The organism is Leifsonia sp. NPDC058230 (assembly GCF_042882245.1).
Taxonomy (GTDB): domain Bacteria; phylum Actinomycetota; class Actinomycetes; order Actinomycetales; family Microbacteriaceae; genus Leifsonia.
The window spans coordinates 503,519-521,133 of record NZ_JBHVWM010000001.1; the positions used below are offsets into that span (position 1 = coordinate 503,519).

The 17,615-nt window shown below is 69.4% G+C and carries 18 protein-coding genes; 14 read left to right on the top strand and 4 right to left on the bottom strand.

Features of this window, described 5'->3' with window-relative positions; translation table 11 throughout:
• Positions 1-22 precede the first annotated feature (22 nt).
• The 5 genes from ACFVV0_RS02625 to ACFVV0_RS02645 all read left to right on the top strand — a co-directional run bounded on the left by ACFVV0_RS02625 (position 23) and on the right by ACFVV0_RS02645 (position 5,189).
• Positions 23-499, top strand: a complete 477-nt coding sequence (locus ACFVV0_RS02625; RefSeq protein ID WP_387057819.1) for a GbsR/MarR family transcriptional regulator — start codon at positions 23-25, stop codon at positions 497-499.
• A gap of 119 nt (positions 500-618) precedes the next feature.
• Positions 619-1,077 carry a hypothetical protein gene (locus tag ACFVV0_RS02630; RefSeq protein ID WP_387057822.1) on the top strand — a complete coding sequence of 153 codons (459 nt, stop codon included), beginning with the start codon at positions 619-621 and terminating at the stop codon, positions 1,075-1,077.
• Positions 1,078-1,121: 44 nt separating this feature from the next.
• The gene (locus tag ACFVV0_RS02635; RefSeq protein ID WP_387057825.1) at positions 1,122-3,101 is read left to right on the top strand and encodes a M13 family metallopeptidase; all 1,980 of its coding nucleotides are present in this window, start codon (positions 1,122-1,124) and stop codon (positions 3,099-3,101) included.
• Between the two features lie 122 nt (positions 3,102-3,223).
• Entirely contained in the window at positions 3,224-4,132 is a 909-nt protein-coding gene (locus ACFVV0_RS02640) for a serine hydrolase (protein ID WP_387057828.1), read from the top strand.
• A gap of 211 nt (positions 4,133-4,343) precedes the next feature.
• Positions 4,344-5,189, top strand: coding sequence for an alpha/beta hydrolase (locus ACFVV0_RS02645; RefSeq protein WP_387057831.1), 846 nt, complete (start codon positions 4,344-4,346; stop codon positions 5,187-5,189).
• Here ACFVV0_RS02645 and ACFVV0_RS02650 read toward each other — a convergent pair.
• From ACFVV0_RS02650 to ACFVV0_RS02665, 4 genes are all read right to left on the bottom strand, one after another.
• Positions 5,176-6,249, bottom strand: a complete 1,074-nt coding sequence (locus ACFVV0_RS02650; RefSeq protein ID WP_387057834.1) for an NAD-dependent epimerase/dehydratase family protein — start codon at positions 6,247-6,249, stop codon at positions 5,176-5,178. The genes ACFVV0_RS02645 and ACFVV0_RS02650 overlap by 14 nt on opposite strands.
• A gap of 42 nt (positions 6,250-6,291) precedes the next feature.
• Entirely contained in the window at positions 6,292-7,680 is a 1,389-nt protein-coding gene (locus tag ACFVV0_RS02655; RefSeq protein ID WP_387057837.1) for a glycine--tRNA ligase, read from the bottom strand.
• Between the two features lie 101 nt (positions 7,681-7,781).
• Positions 7,782-8,408 (bottom strand): GNAT family N-acetyltransferase, encoded by a 627-nt coding sequence (locus ACFVV0_RS02660; protein WP_387057840.1) that lies wholly within the window; start codon positions 8,406-8,408, stop codon positions 7,782-7,784.
• A 22-nt stretch (positions 8,409-8,430) separates the two neighbouring features.
• The gene (locus ACFVV0_RS02665; protein WP_387057844.1) at positions 8,431-9,747 is read right to left on the bottom strand and encodes a glutamyl-tRNA reductase; all 1,317 of its coding nucleotides are present in this window, start codon (positions 9,745-9,747) and stop codon (positions 8,431-8,433) included.
• Between the two features lie 97 nt (positions 9,748-9,844).
• Here ACFVV0_RS02665 and hemE point away from each other — a divergent pair, with 97 nt between their 5' ends.
• From hemE to ACFVV0_RS02710, 9 genes are all read left to right on the top strand, one after another.
• Entirely contained in the window at positions 9,845-11,002 is a 1,158-nt protein-coding gene (gene hemE, locus ACFVV0_RS02670) for a uroporphyrinogen decarboxylase (RefSeq protein WP_387057847.1), read from the top strand.
• 80 nt (positions 11,003-11,082) lie between these two features.
• Positions 11,083-12,561, top strand: a complete 1,479-nt coding sequence (locus ACFVV0_RS02675) for a protoporphyrinogen/coproporphyrinogen oxidase (protein WP_387059445.1) — start codon at positions 11,083-11,085, stop codon at positions 12,559-12,561.
• A gap of 37 nt (positions 12,562-12,598) precedes the next feature.
• Complete coding sequence (locus ACFVV0_RS02680) at positions 12,599-13,057, top strand: hypothetical protein (protein ID WP_387057850.1); 459 nt, start codon at positions 12,599-12,601, stop codon at positions 13,055-13,057.
• Between the two features lie 31 nt (positions 13,058-13,088).
• Positions 13,089-13,499, top strand: coding sequence for a phage holin family protein (locus ACFVV0_RS02685; RefSeq protein ID WP_387057852.1), 411 nt, complete (start codon positions 13,089-13,091; stop codon positions 13,497-13,499).
• Positions 13,489-13,743: a DUF3618 domain-containing protein gene (locus ACFVV0_RS02690; protein WP_387057855.1), complete on the top strand. Its 255-nt coding sequence runs from the start codon at positions 13,489-13,491 to the stop codon at positions 13,741-13,743. Before ACFVV0_RS02685 ends, ACFVV0_RS02690 begins: the two co-directional genes overlap by 11 nt.
• Before the next feature lie 52 nt (positions 13,744-13,795).
• Positions 13,796-14,518: a hydrogen peroxide-dependent heme synthase gene (gene hemQ, locus ACFVV0_RS02695; RefSeq protein WP_387057858.1), complete on the top strand. Its 723-nt coding sequence runs from the start codon at positions 13,796-13,798 to the stop codon at positions 14,516-14,518.
• Positions 14,515-15,696 carry a ferrochelatase gene (locus tag ACFVV0_RS02700; RefSeq protein WP_387057860.1) on the top strand — a complete coding sequence of 394 codons (1,182 nt, stop codon included), beginning with the start codon at positions 14,515-14,517 and terminating at the stop codon, positions 15,694-15,696. The genes hemQ and ACFVV0_RS02700 overlap by 4 nt, the downstream gene beginning before the upstream one ends.
• Complete coding sequence (gene hemC / locus ACFVV0_RS02705; protein WP_387057862.1) at positions 15,693-16,694, top strand: hydroxymethylbilane synthase; 1,002 nt, start codon at positions 15,693-15,695, stop codon at positions 16,692-16,694. Before ACFVV0_RS02700 ends, hemC begins: the two co-directional genes overlap by 4 nt.
• A complete protein-coding gene (locus tag ACFVV0_RS02710; protein WP_387057865.1) occupies positions 16,691-17,485 on the top strand; it encodes a uroporphyrinogen-III synthase in 795 nt (264 codons plus the stop codon). The genes hemC and ACFVV0_RS02710 overlap by 4 nt, the downstream gene beginning before the upstream one ends.
• The last annotated feature ends 130 nt before the right edge of the window (positions 17,486-17,615 follow it).

Sequence of the window (17,615 nt, forward strand, 5' to 3'; positions counted from 1 at the left end):
CGCGGAATGAAAGGATGGACATATGAGCAGGGATGAGCGGGCGCTGAGCGACGTCGTCGAGCGCGCTGCCGCCATCCTCACCGCCGCAGGGTTTCCCAAGATGCCCGCGCGCGTTCTCATGGCCCTGACCGTCACCGAGACCGGCGGCCTCACCGCCGTCGAGCTCTCCGAGCAGCTCGGCGTCAGTGCGGCCGCCATCTCGGGTGCGGTCCGTTACCTCCAAACGGTCGGCATCGTGCGCCGCATCTCGCAGGCCGGGAGCAGGCGCGACCTCTACGAGCTCCCCGAAGACGCCTGGTATGAGGCGCTCACGAGCAAGAACGAGATCTACGAGGTGTTGGCGGTGCAGGCGGATGCGGGGGCTGCGGCGATCGACGATCCCGCATCCGTCGCCCGGGCCAGGCTCCTCGAGATGGGCGAGTTCTACCGATTCGTCGGCAGCAAGCTGCCCGAGCTCCTCGAGCAGTGGGAGCAGACGCGCGGCCACGAAGCGGAGTGACCCTGCCGGGATCCGCTGCTCCCGCTGCCGCTGCAGCGACCGGCACGCCTCCCGCCCGCGCACGAAACATCTGACAGGCTGAGCCCAGCGCGCACCGCGCGGGCATCAGGGAGTTCCTCATGCGTTTCGTCTCCGTCAGGCAGAAGACCGTCGTGGTGGTCGTGCTGCTCGCTGTGAACGGTGTGCTCTGGCTCGTCCTCGACCCGCTCGGCTGGGTGCCGGGGGCGATCATCCTCTCCTCGCTGCAGCTCGTGGGCTGGTACCTGGCGTCGCGCGTCTTCCGTGGACAGGGTGAGCCTCTCCGCCCCGCGCGGCCGTGGTGGCGGATGACGGCGCGGCCCCTGCTCAGCGGCGTCTGGGCAGCGCTCTACCTCGCCGGACTCATCGCCAGCATCGTCGCCCTGCCGTTCGTCGCGGTCACGGCGGCCGACGTCGTCTCGCTCGTCGTGCAGGCGACGCTCGCCCTGCTCTTCGGCCTCTCGTTCGTGCGGCTCCGGCGCCGGGAAAGGCAGCAGCACGACGAGCAGCACGAACACGGCCGGGCACCCACCGAACCCCGACAGACACTCCGCGCCTAGCGGGGCGGATGCGCGTCGCCCGCCCGCGCCCGTAGGCTGGCACAATGACTGACACCGCCACCAACTCCGGCATCGAAACCTCTGAACTCGATCCATCCGTGCGGCCGCAGGACGACCTGTTCCGGCACGTCAACGGCAAGTGGATCGCCCGCACCGAGATCCCCGGCGACAAGGCCCGATGGGGCTCCTTCATGATCCTCGCCGAAGAGGCCGAGGCGGCCGTGCGTGACATCGTCCAGGAGGCCACGGAGGCGTCCGACGGCACGGAGGAGCGCAAGTTCGGCGACCTCTACACGAGCTTCATGGACGAGGACCGCATCGAGCAGCTCGGCACGGGGCCGATCCAGAGCCAGCTGGCGCTCGCGAGCGATGTGGACAGCATCCCCAGCCTGCTCGAGACGATCGGCAAGCTGGAACGTCACGGACTCGCCGGCTTCTACCAGCTGTTCGTCGACAACGACCCGGGCAACCCGGAACGCTACCTCGTGTTCGCAGAGCAGGCGGGCATCTCGCTGCCCGACGAGTCGTACTTCCGCGAGGAGACGTTCGCTCCGGTGCGCGACGCGTTCGTGACGCACATCCAGCGGATGTTCGAGCTTGCCGGATTCGACGATGCACCCGAGCGCGCCCAGCGGGTCTACGACCTGGAGAAGGACATCGCCTCCCACCACTGGGACAACGTGAAGTCGCGCGACTCGGAGAAGACCTACAACCTCTACAGCTGGGCGGATGCGGAGGCCCTGTTCGCCGGCGACGCCCAAGCGGGCGCCGACCTCACCACCTGGGAGAAGGCGCTCGGCGCCCCGGAGGGCGCCCTGGCCGAGGTCGTCCTGCGGCAGCCGTCGTTCACGGCCGGGCTCGCGAGCCTCCTCACGGACGACCGGCTCGAGAGCTGGAAGGACTGGCTGGCCTGGCAGGTCATCCACGGCTCCGCCCCCTACCTCTCCAGCGACTTCGTCGAGGCGAACTTCGACTTCTACGGACGCACGCTCACCGGCACGCCGCAGATGCGGGTGCGGTGGAAGCGCGGCGTCGCGCTGGTCGAGGGCGCGATGGGCGAGGCCGTCGGCCGCATCTATGTCGAGCGGCACTTCCCGCCCGCGTCGAAGGAGAGCATGGATGCGCTCGTCGGCAACCTGATCGAGGCGTACCGCCAGAGCATCCGCACCCTCGAATGGATGGGCGAAGACACTCGTGCCCGGGCGCTCGACAAGCTCGAGAAGTTCACACCGAAGATCGGCTACCCGGTGAAGTGGCGCGACTACTCGAGCCTCGAGATCGACCCGACCGACCTGATCGGCAACGTGCGGGCGACGAGCCTGTTCGAGTTCAACCGCGAGCTGGGCAAGATCGGCAAGCCGCTCGACCGCGACGAGTGGTTCATGACGCCGCAGACGATCAACGCGTACTACAACCCCGGGTTCAACGAGATCGTGTTCCCGGCGGCGATCCTGCAGTTCCCGTTCTTCGACGCCGGCCGGGACGACGCGGCCAACTACGGCGCGATCGGCGCGGTCATCGGTCACGAGATCGGACACGGGTTCGACGACCAGGGTTCCAAGTACGACGGCGACGGTCGCCTTCAGGACTGGTGGACGGAGGCCGACCGCACGGCGTTCGAGGAGCGCACGTCGAGCCTGATCGCGCAGTACAGCGCGCTCGCCCCTGCCCAGGTTCCCGACCACCACGTGAACGGTGCGCTCACGATCGGCGAGAACATCGGCGACCTCGGCGGTCTGGGGATCGCGTGGCGCGCGTACCGCATCTCGCTCGGTGGCGAGGAGCCGCCCGTGATCGATGGTCTCACCGGCGCCCAGCGGTTCTTCCTGTCGTGGGCGCAGGCCTGGCAGCAGAAGGGACGCGACGAGGAGGTCATCCGCCTGCTGGCGATCGACCCGCACTCGCCGAACGAGTTCCGCTGCAACCAGATCGTGCGCAACATCGACGCGTTCTACGAGACCTTCGACGTGACCGAGGGCGATGACTTGTGGCTGAACCCCACAGATCGCGTCACCATTTGGTGAGTACCGACATACCCCGCGGAGAGGGGACACGTCACCCCTCTCCGCGGGGTACTATCGAGCAGCAGCGGAGGGGCGGTCCGCGGCGAGACTCATCAGAACCCGATGAAGGACTTACCCCCGCCGTGACGATCCAGACCCAGGCATCCGAACGCCGCAACCGGCACAGCGCGGTCAGACGCGGCCGCCATCGCGGCACAGAATCGACCACCAACTTCAGCCGGGGCTTCGCCGCTCTCGGGCAGCTCGCCCTCAACGGCGTACAGGTGTCCGCCCGGGCCACCGACCTCGCGACCGGAACAGTGCTGTTCTCGGTAGACGACCACGTGGTGATGCCGACCGCGAGCATCGGCAAGGTGCTGCTGCTGGTCGAGGTCGCCGCACGGCTGCAGAGCGGAGAGCTCAGCCCGCTCGCCGTGCTCGACCGTTCGCCGGTGGATGCGGTGGGCGACTCCGGCATCTGGCAGCACCTGCAGGCTCCCGCGCTCCCCGTGGCCGATCTGGCCGCGCTCGTCGGAGCCACCAGCGACAATCTCGCCACCAACGTCCTGCTGCGGCGGGTCGGCCTGGAGGCCGTCAGCGCCCGCACGGAGGCGCTGGGGCTCACCCGCACCGCCCTGCTCGATCTCGTGCGCGACCACCGCGGCCCCGACGACGCCCCGCAGCTCTCCGTCGGGAGCGCGAACGAGCTCACCTGGCTGTTCTCGGCGCTCGCGCGCGGCGAGATCGTGGACCCGCCGACCAGTCAGCGGGTCATCTCCTGGCTCTCCCTCAACAGCGACTTCTCACTCGTTTCGAGCGCGTTCGGCCTCAACCCGCACTCGCATCGAGCGGCCGAGCACGGCATCCTGCTGGTCAACAAGACGGGCACGGATGCGGGCGTGCGCAGCGAGGTCGGCGTACTGCGCGGGCCGGGCTGCGGAGTGACGTACGCGGTCTCGATGTACTTCGACGACGCGGCCCTGTCGTCGAGGCTCGCCGTCATCGACGGGATGCGCACCATCGGGCTCGACCTGCTGGAGTACGTCGTCTAGACGTCTCTGCCCGATAGGGTCGTCCTCATGGCGAAGGGGACGCGCAGACACTGGTACGACAGCGCCGTGACAGTGGGCCTCCTGGCCGCCGGGCTCGCCGTGGTGACGGTGGTCGTCGTCTCGTTCGTGAATCCGTGGCCGACGGGCTCTGCTCATCCGGTCGCTGTTCGAGCGGGGCGCTCAGGAGACGGTCGCCGAGATGGAGCCGTACGTGCCGAAGAGCGGCGTGGATGCGCAGCGCGACATCGTCTACGGCGACGCCGGCGCAGACACCTCCCTCGACGTGTTCACGCCGTCGGGCACGACCGAGCCGCTGACCACGGTCGTCTGGATCCACGGGGGCGCCTGGATCTCGGGAGACAAGCGCGACGTCGACCCCTACCTGCAGATCATCGCCTCGCACGGCTACACGACGGTCGGCCTGAACTACACGATCTCGCCGGAGACGACGTATCCCACCGCGCTGAAGCAGCTCAACACGGCGCTCGGCTTCCTCGTCGAGCACGCGGCCGAGTACAACATCGACCCCCAGCGCATCGTGCTGGCGGGCGACTCGGCCGGCGCGCAGTACACCTCGCAGCTCGCAGCGCTCGTGACGAACCCTGCGTACGCGAAGCGGGTGGGTGTGACGCCGACCCTGACCAGCGAGCAGCTCCGCGCGGTCATCCTGAACTGCGGCATCTACGACGTGCGCGGCATCCCGGATGCGCCGGGCATCGGCGGCTGGGGCTTCCGCATCGCGCTCTGGTCGTACCTCGGCGAGAAGGACTGGTCGAAGACAGCTGCCGGGCGCGACATGTCGACGATCGAGGACGTGACGGGCGACTTCCCCACGACGTGGATCTCCGGCGGCAACGACGACCCCCTCACAGCAGGGCAGTCGAAGCCGATGGCGGCGAAGCTGCAGGCGCTCGGCGTCGACGTGACCAGCGTCTTCTACCCGGCCGACGAGAACCCGCCGCTGCAGCACGAGTACCAGTTCCACCTGAAGGACGCGGCGGCCCGTTCGGCCCTCGATTCGACGATCGCGTTCCTCGGGACGCTCAGCGCGCCGTGATCCGGTCGCGCAGAAAGGCGTCCTCCGCGGCGTAGTCGAACCAGCCGTCGGCCTGGGCTCGTGCCGCCATGGTCGGAAAGACCTTCTCCCAGCCGTCGCCCCGGCGCTGGGCGAGCTCGACTTCGCGCACGGCCCAGTCGACGGCCGCGCCCACCGAGTCCGCGTAGTTCGTCGGCTGCCGGTAACCGAGTTCCACGGTGGCGGCCGCCATGCTCAGGATCAGCGGATGCGCGACCGTCCACGGCGTCGAGCCCAGGCTCTCCACCGGCGGGCCGGGAAAGGTGACCACCTCGACCTCCCGGTCCATGATCGCGAAGACCGCGCGGGCGATCTCGGCGACGCTGAGGGCGTCCTCATCCACGGCGTTGAGGACGCGGTGTCCCGGCTGCTCGGCGCACAGCTTCACCAGCTCGGCGATGTTGACGGTCGACGACGTGCTGAACCGGTTGCTGCCATCGTCGGAGAGCACCACTCGTCCGCGGTGGTCGAGCGCCCGCTTGATGAAGAACCATTCCCGCAGCGCGGGGCTGAACGGTCCGTGGATGGCGCCGGGCCTCAGGATGCTCACGGGCAGGCTCTCGGTCTCGAGCAGTCTGCGTTCCATCGCCGCCTTGAGCGGGGAGTAGGTCTGCTCGTCGTTGTCGACCGTCTCATCCGTCTCGCGCAGGGGGATCGGGTAGTCGGGAAAGTCCTCCGGCCCCGTCACGATGTCGAGGTAGCCGCCGTCGAGCCCGGTGTAGACGCTGCCCGTCGAGATGACGACCAGCGAGCCGACGTCCCCGTCGAGCTGCGCGAGCTGATCGGCGTGCCGGGGCTCGTAGGCGACCGTGTCGAGCACCAGGTCGTGGCCGCGCGCGTGCTCGAGCAGCGCATCCGTGTCGTCGCGGTCGAGGCGGATGGTGGTCACGTCGAGGTCGGCGAGGGCCGCATCCCCGGAATGCTGACCGCGATGGGCGACGAGCACCGACCAGCCGTCGTGCGCCAGCCTCCTCGCGGCAGCGGCGCCGATCTGGCCGGTGCCCCCGATGATCATCGCCGTGCGCGTGGTGTCCGTTGCCATGTCATCAACCTACGCTCGCGGCACTGAGACCAGGAGGAGGGTTCAGACCTCTTTGAGGCGACGCGCGAGGTAGCCGTCGAGCTCTTCGATCGGGATGCGCTCCTGCTGCATCGTGTCGCGGTCGCGGACCGTCACCGCGTTGTCCTCGAGCGAGTCGAAGTCGACGGTGACGCAGAACGGCGTGCCGATCTCGTCCTGGCGGCGGTAGCGGCGGCCGATCGCGCCGGAGTCGTCGAAGTCGACGTTGCGGCGCTTGCGCAAGGAGTCGGCCAGCGAGCGGGCGAGCGGTGAGAGCGCCTCGTTGCGGGAGAGCGGGAGCACCGCGACCTTGACCGGCGCGAGGCGCGGGTCGAGGCGCAGCACGGTGCGCTTGTCGGTGCCGCCCTTGGCGTTCGGCACCTCTTCTTCGTCGTACGCGTCGACCAGGAATGCCATGAGCGCACGAGTGAGACCGAACGACGGCTCGATCACGTACGGCACGAAGCGCTCGTTCTTGTTCTGGTCGAAGAAGCTGAGGTCTTTGCCCGATGCCTCCACATGCACGCGCAGGTCGTAGTCGGTGCGGTTGGCGACGCCCATCAGCTCGCCCCACTCGCTGCCGGTGAAGTCGAACTTGTACTCGATGTCGACCGTGCGCTTGGAGTAGTGCGCGAGCTTGTCCTTCGCGTGCTCGAACCACCGGATGTTCTCCGGCTTCAGCCCGAGGTCGATGAACCAGTTCCAGCTGAGGTCCATCCAGGTCTGCTGCCAGTCCTCGTCGGTGCCCGGCTCGACGAAGAACTCGATCTCCATCTGCTCGAACTCGCGGGTGCGGAAGATGAAGTTTCCGGGTGTGATCTCGTTGCGGAACGCCTTGCCGATCTGGCCGATTCCGAACGGCGGCTTCTTGCGTGAGGTCTGCAGCACGTTGGCGAAGTTCGTGAAGATGCCCTGAGCGGTCTCGGGACGCAGGTAGTGCAGGCCCGACTCGTCGTCGACGACTCCGAGGAACGTCTTGAGGAGGCCGGAGAACTGACGGATCTCGGTCCACTGACCGATCTTGTCGGGGTGCTCCGGGTCGGGGATGTCGGCGAGGCCGTTCTCCGGCGCGTGCCCGTGCTTCGCCTCGTACGCCTCGAACAGGTGGTCGGCACGGTAGCGCTTGTGCGTGATGAGCGACTCGGTGAGCGGATCGGAGAAGACCTTGACGTGCCCGGACGCCTCCCACACCGGGGTCGGCAGGATGACGGCGGAGTCGAGCCCGACCATGTCGCCGCGCCCCCTCACGAAGGCGTTCCACCACTCGCGCTTGATGTTCTCCTTGAGCTCGACACCGAGAGGCCCGTAGTCCCACGCCGATCGGGTTCCGCCGTAGATGTCACCGGAGGGGAAGACGAACCCGCGGTGCTGTGCCAGCGTGATTACCGAATCGAGTTTCGACTGTTCAGCCAATTGCTGCTCCCTGTATCGCTGTTGTGCCGTGCTGCGGGCACACGGCCCGCCCATCAATCCTAGCGATCATGTCCAGGGTGCCGGATGCGCGTCCCAGCCGGTCAGCGGGCCCGGTACTCCGAGTCGAGCATGGCGTAGACGGCGGTGCTGCTCCACTCGCCCTTGAAGATCTCGTTCTCGCGCAGGAGGGCCTCCTGGTGCATCCCGAGTCGCTCGCAGAGTCGCGCGGAGGCCTCGTTGCGGGAGTCGAGCTGCGCGTAGACGCGGTGGGCTCCGAGCGTGTTGAAGCACACGTCGAGAACGGCCTGGGCCGCCTCGGTGGCGAAGCCGCGCCCGTGCACCGCGGGATGGAAGACCCAGCCGATCTCGATCTTGCCGTGCTGAGCGCTCTTGAGGAACACGCTGATGTCGCCGACGACACGGTCGTGGCCGCCCTCGGGGTCGGGCAGCTCCACGGCGAACACGATGCCGTCGCCGTCCTCCGCAAGGCGGTTCATGGCGAGGCGCTTCTTGAGGTGCTTGGCCGACTCCTCGTGGTCGTGCACCTCCCAGTAGAGGTAGCGCACGACGTCCTTGATCCGCTGGTAGGCGTGGACGTCGTCGAGGTCGCCGGCGTTCAATGGGCGCAGGCGCAGACGCTCGGTCTCCAGCTCTTCCGGGCTGTACGGCAGGCCGGTGACGCCATGGGGCGCGTCGCCGGCGGTCGTTTCGTCCTCGAGGGTGCTCACGATTACCTCCAGCGGTGGGTGGTCAGGATGCGGCGGTTCCGCCGACTGCGTCGTCGACGGCTCGCAGCACAGAAGCGGGTGCCTGCGCGTCGGGGACGTCGAGCCCGAAGAGAACGTTGGCCGCGTCGACGACAGCCTGCGCCTCGCCGCCACGGGCCAGTTCGCGGGCACGGACCGACGGAGTGTGCAGCAGTACCCCGGCGAGGTGCCGCAGTGCGGCCTCGGTCTGCTCGCTGGCGTCGCCGCGCCCACGGGCACGCTCGATCTCCGCATCGAGCACGTCGAACACGTGCTTGCGCAGGGCGACGAGGGCCGGGGTCACCGACTGCTCGGCGGACTGCGCCGCGAACTCGGCGGCGGCTTCGCCGACGATGAGGCGGGCATCCTCGGTGGCGTTCAACTCTTCGAGGGGAGCGTGCCGGCTGATCGTCTCGAGGTCGAGCAGCTCGGTTCCGGGCAACTCGGCGACGGCGGGATCGACGTTGCGGGGGAGGCCGAGGTCGACGATCAGGCGGCGCTCGACGGCACCACTCATCGTCAGCGCCTCGGCCAGCCGGCCACGGGTGAGGATCGGGTCGGTGGCGGCGCTGCACGTGACCACGATGTCGCTCTGGGCGAGCACCTCGACCAGTTCACCGGAGAGCACGGGCAGGATGTCGTGGGAGTTCGCGAATTTGGCGGCGCGGCCCGACGGGGAGAAGACGCGCACATCCGTGACGCCGCGGTCGCGCAGCGCAGCGAGGCTGGCGCCGGCGTACGCCCCGGTGCCGACGAGGAGCACGTGGGTCTGCGACCAATCGGTCACGCGGCTCTCGGCGAGGTCGAGGGCGAGACGCACCATCGAACGCCCGGCCGTGGTGATTCCTGTGCGGTTCTTGACACCGCGCGACGTGCGAGAGGCGCCTTGGAACAGCCGCTCGAGCTCGCTGGTGACGGTTCCGGATGCGCGGGCCCCTTCGAGCGCGCGCCGAACCTGCCCGGCGATCTCGCCCTCGCCGACGACCACGGACTCGAGTCCGCTCGACACCGCGAAGAGGTGCTCGGCGACCCCGTGGTCGCAGATGACGGTGCTCGATTCGCGGAGCTCGTCCGCGTCGATCCCGGCGGCGGAGCTGACGGCCTGGATCACGGTCTCGACCGAGACCGCACGAGCCGCGGTCAACGGCTCGTCGACGTCGAGGTAGGCCTCGAAGCGATTGCAGGTGGCGAGCACCACGGATCCGCTGATCACCTCGGAGCGCTCGGAGAGTGCCGCCTTCACGGCCGGAGCGTGGAGCTCGAGCCGTTCCAGGAGGTCGAAGTCCGCAGTCCGGTGACTCGACGAGAAGCACAAAAGCACGTGCTGAGCCTACGCTCGCCACGCCCGAACCTCGAATCCTGCCGGCCGGATCCGCGGCGTACAGCATTCATTCCAAGCGCTTTGGCAGAATCAGTGGGTGACCACCCTTGATCCGACCCATCCGCTCCGTGCGGGAAGCACCTCATCCTCTCGCCTCGTCCGTGCCTATCAGGGCGTGCGGCAGGAGGTGACACCCGTCTGGTTCATGCGCCAGGCAGGCCGTTCGCTTCCCGAGTACCGCGAACTGCGCGTGGGCACGAGGATGCTCGACGCCTGTCTCGATCCGGCCCTCGCCAGCGAGATCACGCTGCAGCCCGTTCGGCGCCACGGTGTCGATGCCGGGATCTTCTTCAGCGACATCGTGATCCCGCTGCGCCTCGCCGGCGTCGATGTCGACATCGTGCCGGGCAAGGGCCCGGTGATGGGTGAGGCCGTGCGCACGGCTGATGACGTGGCGCGGCTCACCGAGATCGATCCCGCCTCGCTCGGTGATGACACGTTCGCCCCGATCATCGAAGCGGTGAAGCTGACGATCGCCGAGCTGGACGAGACCCCGTTGATCGGATTCGCGGGGGCGCCCTTCACCCTCGCGGCCTACCTCGTCGAGGGCGGCCCCTCGAAAGACCACATCCGCGCCCGCACGCTCATGCACGCCGACCCCGCCGCCTGGGCGAAGCTCATGGCCTGGACCGCCGACCTCACCGGCGCGTTCCTCCGAGCCCAGGTGCTCGCCGGGGCCAGCGCCGCGCAGCTGTTCGACTCCTGGGCGGGAGCGCTGTCGCTCGGCGACTACACGGAGCACGTGGCCCCTGCGTCCAGCCGCGCTCTCTCGCACGTGCGCGACCTCACCTACGACGTGTCCGAGGCAGGGGAGGCCGAGACGGGGGAGGCCGAGACGGCGGAGGTCGAAACGGCGGAGGTCGAGACCCGCAACGTCCCGATCGTCCACTTCGGTGTCGGAACCGGTGAGCTCCTCAAGGCGATGCACGAGGTCGGGGCCGACGTCGTCGGCGTGGACTACCGCATCCCGCTCGACGAAGCGAGCCGCCGACTCGGTCACGTCGTGCCGCTGCAGGGGAACGTCGACCCCGCGATGCTGAATGCGCCGTGGGAGGTGCTCGAGGCCCACGTGACCGACGTACTGGCCCGCGGAACGGATGCGCCCGCTCACGTACTCAATCTGGGCCACGGAGTGCCGCCGGACACCGATCCCGCCGTGCTGACCCGCCTCGTCGAGTTCGTCCACGAGAGGTGACCGGAGTGGAGCCGGACGGAGACGACCTGCGGCACGCCGTCGAATCGCCGCCGACGCGGATCGTCGTGATCGGCGGCGGCATGGCCGGGCTCGTCGCAGCACGCGACTGCGCCCGTCCGGGGTTTGCCGTGACGCTGCTGGAGGCCTCGGATCGGCTCGGCGGCTCGGTCGCCGCGCTCGAGATCGACGGAATCACCGTGGATGCGGGGGCTGAGAGCTTCGCGACGCGCGGAGGACATGTGGCCGCGCTCATCGACGAGCTCGGGCTCGCCGGCGACGTGGTGGAGCCGAACCCGGCCGGAGCGTGGGTGCGCTTCGGGCAACGCACCGTGCCGCTTCCCCGAGCCGGACTGCTCGGCATCCCGAGCTCGCCCCTGGCGACCGATGTCGTGAGCGCGATCGGATGGAGCGGCGCCTGGCGTGCCTACCTGGACCGCCTGATGCCCGTGCTCAAGATCGGTCAGGAGCGCAGCCTCGGAGTGCTGGTGCGCAAGCGGATGGGCGCGAAGGTGCTCGATCGACTGGTCGCCCCGGTCGCCACCGGCGTCTACTCTGCCCAGCCGGACGACCTGGACATCGACGTGGTCGCGCCGGGTCTGAACGCTGCGCTCACGCGCCTCGGCACGCTGTCGGGCGCAGTCGGCGAGCTCCGCTCGAAGGCCAAGGCCGGAAGTGCCGTCGGCGGCATCCGTGGCGGGATGTGGCGGCTGCCGGAAGCGCTCGCCGAACAGCTCCGCGACGCCGGAGCGGAGGTGCGGGTCGACGCCCCTGTGGCCGCCGTGGTCCCGTACGAAGAGCCGTCGATGGAGGAGCAGCTCGAGGCGGAGTTCGCGTCGCAGGGTGACGGGGACTCCCCGGTCGACGTGCCGGAGACGATCCCGGCCCGATGGACCGTTCGGCTGGAGGACGGCGAAGAGCTCCCCGCCGACGTCGTGATCGTGGCGGCCCCGTCGTCCGCCGCCCTGCGCATCCTCGGTTCCGCCTCGGATGAGCTGGCGTCGCTGGCCGAGCTCGACTGGCCCGAGGCGTCGAGCGTGGAGCTCGTGACGCTCGTCCTCACCGACGACCGCCTCGCCGCGGCGCCGCGCGGAACGGGCGTGCTGGTCGCCGCTGCCGAGGAGTCCGACGTGACAGCCAAGGCGATGACGCACTCCACGGCGAAGTGGGTCTGGCTCGGCGAGAGCGCCGGAGTGGGACGGCACGTGGTGCGACTGTCGTACGGGCGGGCGGGGAAGCCCTCCGAGACGGCCGCTTTGACCGACGCCGAGCTGCGTGACCTCGCTGTCGGCGATGCCGCCAGGCTGCTGAATATTCCGCTCGCGGCATCCGCCGTCGCAGGGTTCGCCCGCACGCGGTGGACGAACGCGCTTCCCTACGCAGCACTGGGCGAAGGGGACCGCATCGCCCGCGTCCGCGAAGGAGTCTCGACCGTCGAGGGGCTCGAAGTGACCGGCTCCTGGCTGACCGGCACGGGGCTTGCATCCGTGATCCCGGATGCTCGCGATGCCGCCACGCGCGCCAGGGGTCTACGCTGGAGGGCACTGACCGAGAACCTTTGACGGAACGGGGCTGGCAATGCGGGGAAAGCTTCTCTTTGTGACCGGGATCGCAGTGGGCTACGTGCTCGGCGCGCGGGCAGGACGCAAGCGCTACGAGCAGATCAAGTCGGCGGCGATGAAGGTCTGGGAGTCGCCGGGCATCCAGCAGCAGGTGAACGCCGTCGAGGACTTCGTCGCCGCGAAGGTCGGGGATGTTCCAGGGATGCTGTACGAGGGCGCGAAGAAGCTCGTCGTCCAGGCCTCCGACCGTCAGAAGAGCCAGACGTCGAGTCGCGCAGCGACTAGCCCCGCGGCTCCCAGCGCTCCGCCCGCACCTTCCGCGCCGGCTGCGAAAGCGGCTGCCGCCGCGAAGGCTCCGGCGGCCAAGGCCGCAGCCGCCAAGGCTGCACCGGCCAAACCGGCCGGTGCGAAGGCCGCCGGCTCGAAGGCCGCGGGCTCGAAGCCGGCCGCCACCAAGCCCGCCGCGTCGAAGGACTCCGGCGAGACGGGCGCTTGAGACGCACCGACCGAGGAGTACGGTGACCCCTATGACAGACGACGAACGCGCAAGGACGCGATCGCTGTTCGCGTTGATCTCCGATCTGCCACGCCTCCTGATCCAGCTCCTCAAGGCGGAACTCGCCCATCTGAAGGCGGAGTTCGCCGAGAAGGCGAAGTATGCCGGAGTCGGCATAGGCCTGATGGTGGTCGCAGCATCCCTCGCCTTCTTCGCGCTCGGAACCCTCGTCGCAGCCGCGATTCTGGGCATCGCGGTCGCGCTGCCCGCCTGGCTCGCGGCGCTCATCGTTGCGGTCGCGATCCTCCTGATCGCCGCGGCCCTCGTTCTCGCCGGCATCTCGTCGTTCAAGCGGATGAACGGTGTCGCCCCCTCGGAGACGATCGACAGTCTCCACGGCGATGCCGAGGCGCTGAAGGGGGTCGGCCGGTATGACAACTGACGACGTGAAGCCGAACGGCGCTCAGCCGAAAGACGCGCCACCGGTGGATGTGAAGCGCGCCCGCGCTGAGCTCGCCGAGACCCTCGAGGCGATCGAGTACAAGCTCAACGTTCCCAAGCGCACGGCGGAGAGGGTGGAGCGCCTCCGCACCGAGAACCCTCTCGTGCTCGTCGGGATCGCCGTCGCCGCCGCGGCGGCCGTGGCCGGAGCAGTCTGGCTCGTCGTCCGTGCCCTCAAGAAGTAGGAGAGGCCCCGCGCTTTTGGTGCTCACAGGATTCAGAGGGAGACTGTGAGGTATGACTAACCCGGCTGCCACACCGGCAGATTCGAGCGCCCCCGAAGAAACAACGAACGGCTTCACCCTCTGGGCGGTTCTCCGTCGAGATCCCGCCCGACCCGACGACCTCGACGGAACCGACGTTCCGCGCGCGGTGCAGGAGCTGGAAGGCGTGATCGCCGACCTCGAGCTCCAGAACGTGACCACTCGCGGCCTCTACGACGTCTCCGGCCTCCGCGCCGACGCCGACGTGATGATCTGGATCCACGGTCCGGAAGCCCAGACGCTGCAGTGGGGACTCCGCCAGCTGCGCCGCACCCGGTTGCTCAAGGCCCTGCTGCCCACGTGGAATGCAATGGCCGTGCACCGCGATGCCGAGTTCAACAAGGCGCACGTGCCCGGTTTCCTTCGCGGCATCGAGCCGAAGGAGTGGCTGACCGTCTATCCGTTCGTGCGCAGCTACGAGTGGTATCTGCTGCCCGACGAGGAGCGCGCCCGCATGCTCTCCGAGCACGGCCGCAAGGGCGCCGCGTTCCGATCCGTGCTCGCCAACACCGTCGCGTCCTTCGCGCTCGGCGACTACGAGTGGATCCTCCCGTTGGAGTCCGACGAACTCACCGACCTGGTCGACCTGATGCGCGACCTCCGGCAGACGGATGCGCGCCGGCACGTGCGCGAAGAGGTCCCCTTCTTCACCGGCCGACGCATCCTCCCCGCCGAGCTCGTGGAGGTCCTCCAGTGACCGATGTCGACACGACCGCGCGCGTTCTGGGCGCAACGCCGGCAGCAGCATCCGGCCCGCCGTTCGTGACCGAGCCCGTGGCCTACGACGCGATCCTGCTCGCCGGATTCGGCGGCCCGGAAGGCCAGGACGACGTCATCCCGTTCCTGCGCAACGTGACGCGCGGCCGCGGCATCCCGGAGGAGCGCCTCGAGGAGGTGGCCCATCACTACCGCCACTTCGGCGGGGTGAGCCCGATCAACGACCAGAACCGTGAACTGAAGGCGGCGCTCGAGGCCGAACTCGCATCCCGCGGTATCGACCTCCCGGTGCTCTGGGGCAACCGCAACTGGGACCCGTATTTGAAGGATGCGCTCACCGAGGCGAACGAGCGCGGCCTGACGAAGATCATCGCCATCGCCACGAGCGCCTATTCGTCGTACTCCAGCTGCCGTCAGTACCGCGAGGACTTCGCGATCGCGTTGGAGGAGACCGGGCTCGAGGGCACGATCCAGATCGACAAGGTGCGCCAGTTCTTCGACCACCCGGGATTCGTCGAGCCGTTCATCGAGGGTGTGCGCGACGCGCTGGCCGAGATCGAGCAGAAGGTGCCCGGCATCGATCCGGCCACCGAAGTCGAACTGCTCTTCTCCACCCACTCCATCCCGTCGGTCGATGCGGCCAAGTCGGGGCCGGCCGAGCGCGGCTTCGGCGAGGGCGGTGCGTACGCGGCACAGCATCTCGCCGTCGCCGAAGTCGTCGCCCAGGCTGCGACGGATGGGCGGGTCAAGTGGCGACTCGTCTACCAGTCGCGCAGCGGCCCGCCGTCGATGCCGTGGCTCGAGCCCGACATCAACGACGCCATCGCAGAGTTGCCGGCCGCGGGCATCCGGGCCGTGATCATCGTCCCTCTCGGGTTCGTGAGCGACCACATGGAAGTGCTCTGGGACCTCGACAACGAGGCGATGGAGTCGAGCGAGAAGGCTGGGCTCGTCGCTGTGCGCGTGCCGACCCCGGGAACCCACCACGCCTACGTCGAGGGCCTGGTCGACCTCGTGCTCGAGCGTCGCGACGGAGTCCCCGTCGACCAGCGACCGGCGATGACGAAGCTCGGTCCCTGGTACGACGTCTGCCGTCCCGGCTGCTGCGAGAACGCCCGCCTGGGGTTCAAGCCGGCCGCTGCGGGGCTCGCACCGTGAACGCATCCGTGAGCACGGCATCCGGTCCGTCCGAGCGACGGGCAGGCGTTCTGCGCGTCGGCACCCGGGGGAGCGCGCTGGCGCTCGCGCAGACCACGGTCGTCGCGGAGACGATCGCGAAGGCCACCGGTCTCGACGTCGAACTCATCACGGTGACCACCCACGGCGACACCTCGAAGGACTCGCTCGCCGAACTCGGTGGGACCGGGGTGTTCGCCAGCGCACTGCGCGAGGCTCTGCTCGCCGACGAATGCGACCTGATCGTGCACTCGCTGAAAGACCTGCCGACCGACGAGGCGCCCGGTCTCGTCATCGGAGCGATCCCCAAGCGGGCGGATGCACGGGACGCGTTGTGCGCGCGCGACGGGCTCACGCTCGAAGCCCTTCCCGAGGGCTCCCGTGTGGGCACGGGCTCGCCGCGCCGTGTCGCCCAGCTGAAGGCCCGCCGTCCCGACCTCACGGTCGTGGACATCCGCGGCAACGTCGACACCCGTCTCGGCCGCGTCGTCGAAGGGGACCTCGACGCCGTGGTGCTCGCAGCCGCCGGCCTCAAACGACTCGGCCGCTCCGACGCCGCCACCGACACTTTTCCGCTGTCGGAGGTGCCGACCGCTCCCGGTCAAGGCGCGCTCGGCATCGAGGTGCGCGCCGGCGACGAGAAGGGCCACGGGCCGGTCGCGAAGGCTCTCGCAGCCGTCGATCACGCCACGACTCGGGCCTGCGCCACCGCCGAACGCGCCGTTCTCGCCGGGCTCCAGGCCGGATGCGCGGCGCCGATCGGCGCGACCGCCATCGTCGACGACGGCCTGCTCTTCCTCACCGCGACGGTGTACCGGCCCGACGGCACCGAACAGCTCACCGCATCCCACGCCGCCACCCCCGACTCGATGAGCCGCCACGATCTCGAGGTCGCTGCCCGCGATGTCGGTCAGCGGGCCGCCGCTGAGCTCCTCGCAGCGGGCGCGGCCGACCTGGCACCGCTCGGGGGCTCCCGATGACGACGTCCACCGGATCGACACCGACCGCCCCGAAGCCGCTCGCCGGCTGGCGCGTGCTCGTGCCGCGCGGTGGCCCATGGGGGGACTCCGTCGCGGCCGATCTGCGCGCCAAGGGTGCGTCGCCGGTCGTGGCCGCGATGATCAACTTCGCCCCGACGGCGGATGCGCCCGCCCTCGAGGCCGTCCTCGCCCGCCTGGCCGAGGGCGAGTTCGATTGGATGACCGTCACCAGTGCGACGACCGTCGACGTGCTCAGCGCCCAGCGTGCCGTCGTGCCCGCGAGCACCCGGGTCGCAGCTGTCGGCGAGACGACCGCGGCCGCGCTCGTCGCCGCGGGATACAAGGTCGACCTCGTGCCGTCGGAGGACAACTCGGCCCGCGGCCTGCTCGAAGAGTGGGAGACCGCGACGGCCGGCGTCGTGCCGCTGCGCGTGCTCACGCTGCGCTCGGAGATCGCGAAGCCGCTTCTCACCGAGGGCCTCAAGCGCATCGGCCACGAGGTCGAGTCGGTCGTCGCCTACCGCACGATCGGCGTCTCCGTGCCCGAGAACGTCGTCTCCGACGTCGCGGACGGACTGGTTCAGGCCATCCTCGTCACCAGCGGTTCCGTGGCCGAGCAGGTGCAGAAGCAGCTCGGTCCGATCCCCGAGGGCACGCTCGTCGCCGCGATCGGACCGCAGACCGCTCGTGACGCCCAGTCCTTCGGCCTGCGCGTCGACGTCATCGCCGAAGAGCGCACGGCCGCATCCCTCATCGCAGCCGTCGTCGACGCCGCCGCCGCCCGCCGCTGAGCCCGCGCTCTCACCCCTCGCCGGCTCGTCTGAAACCCGCGCGGCCCGCCCAGCCGCACATCCCGCATCCCCCGCAGCCCCGGTCCCACCTCGCGAGGTCGGAGAATATGCCCGCCCCGGCTCGAAGTCT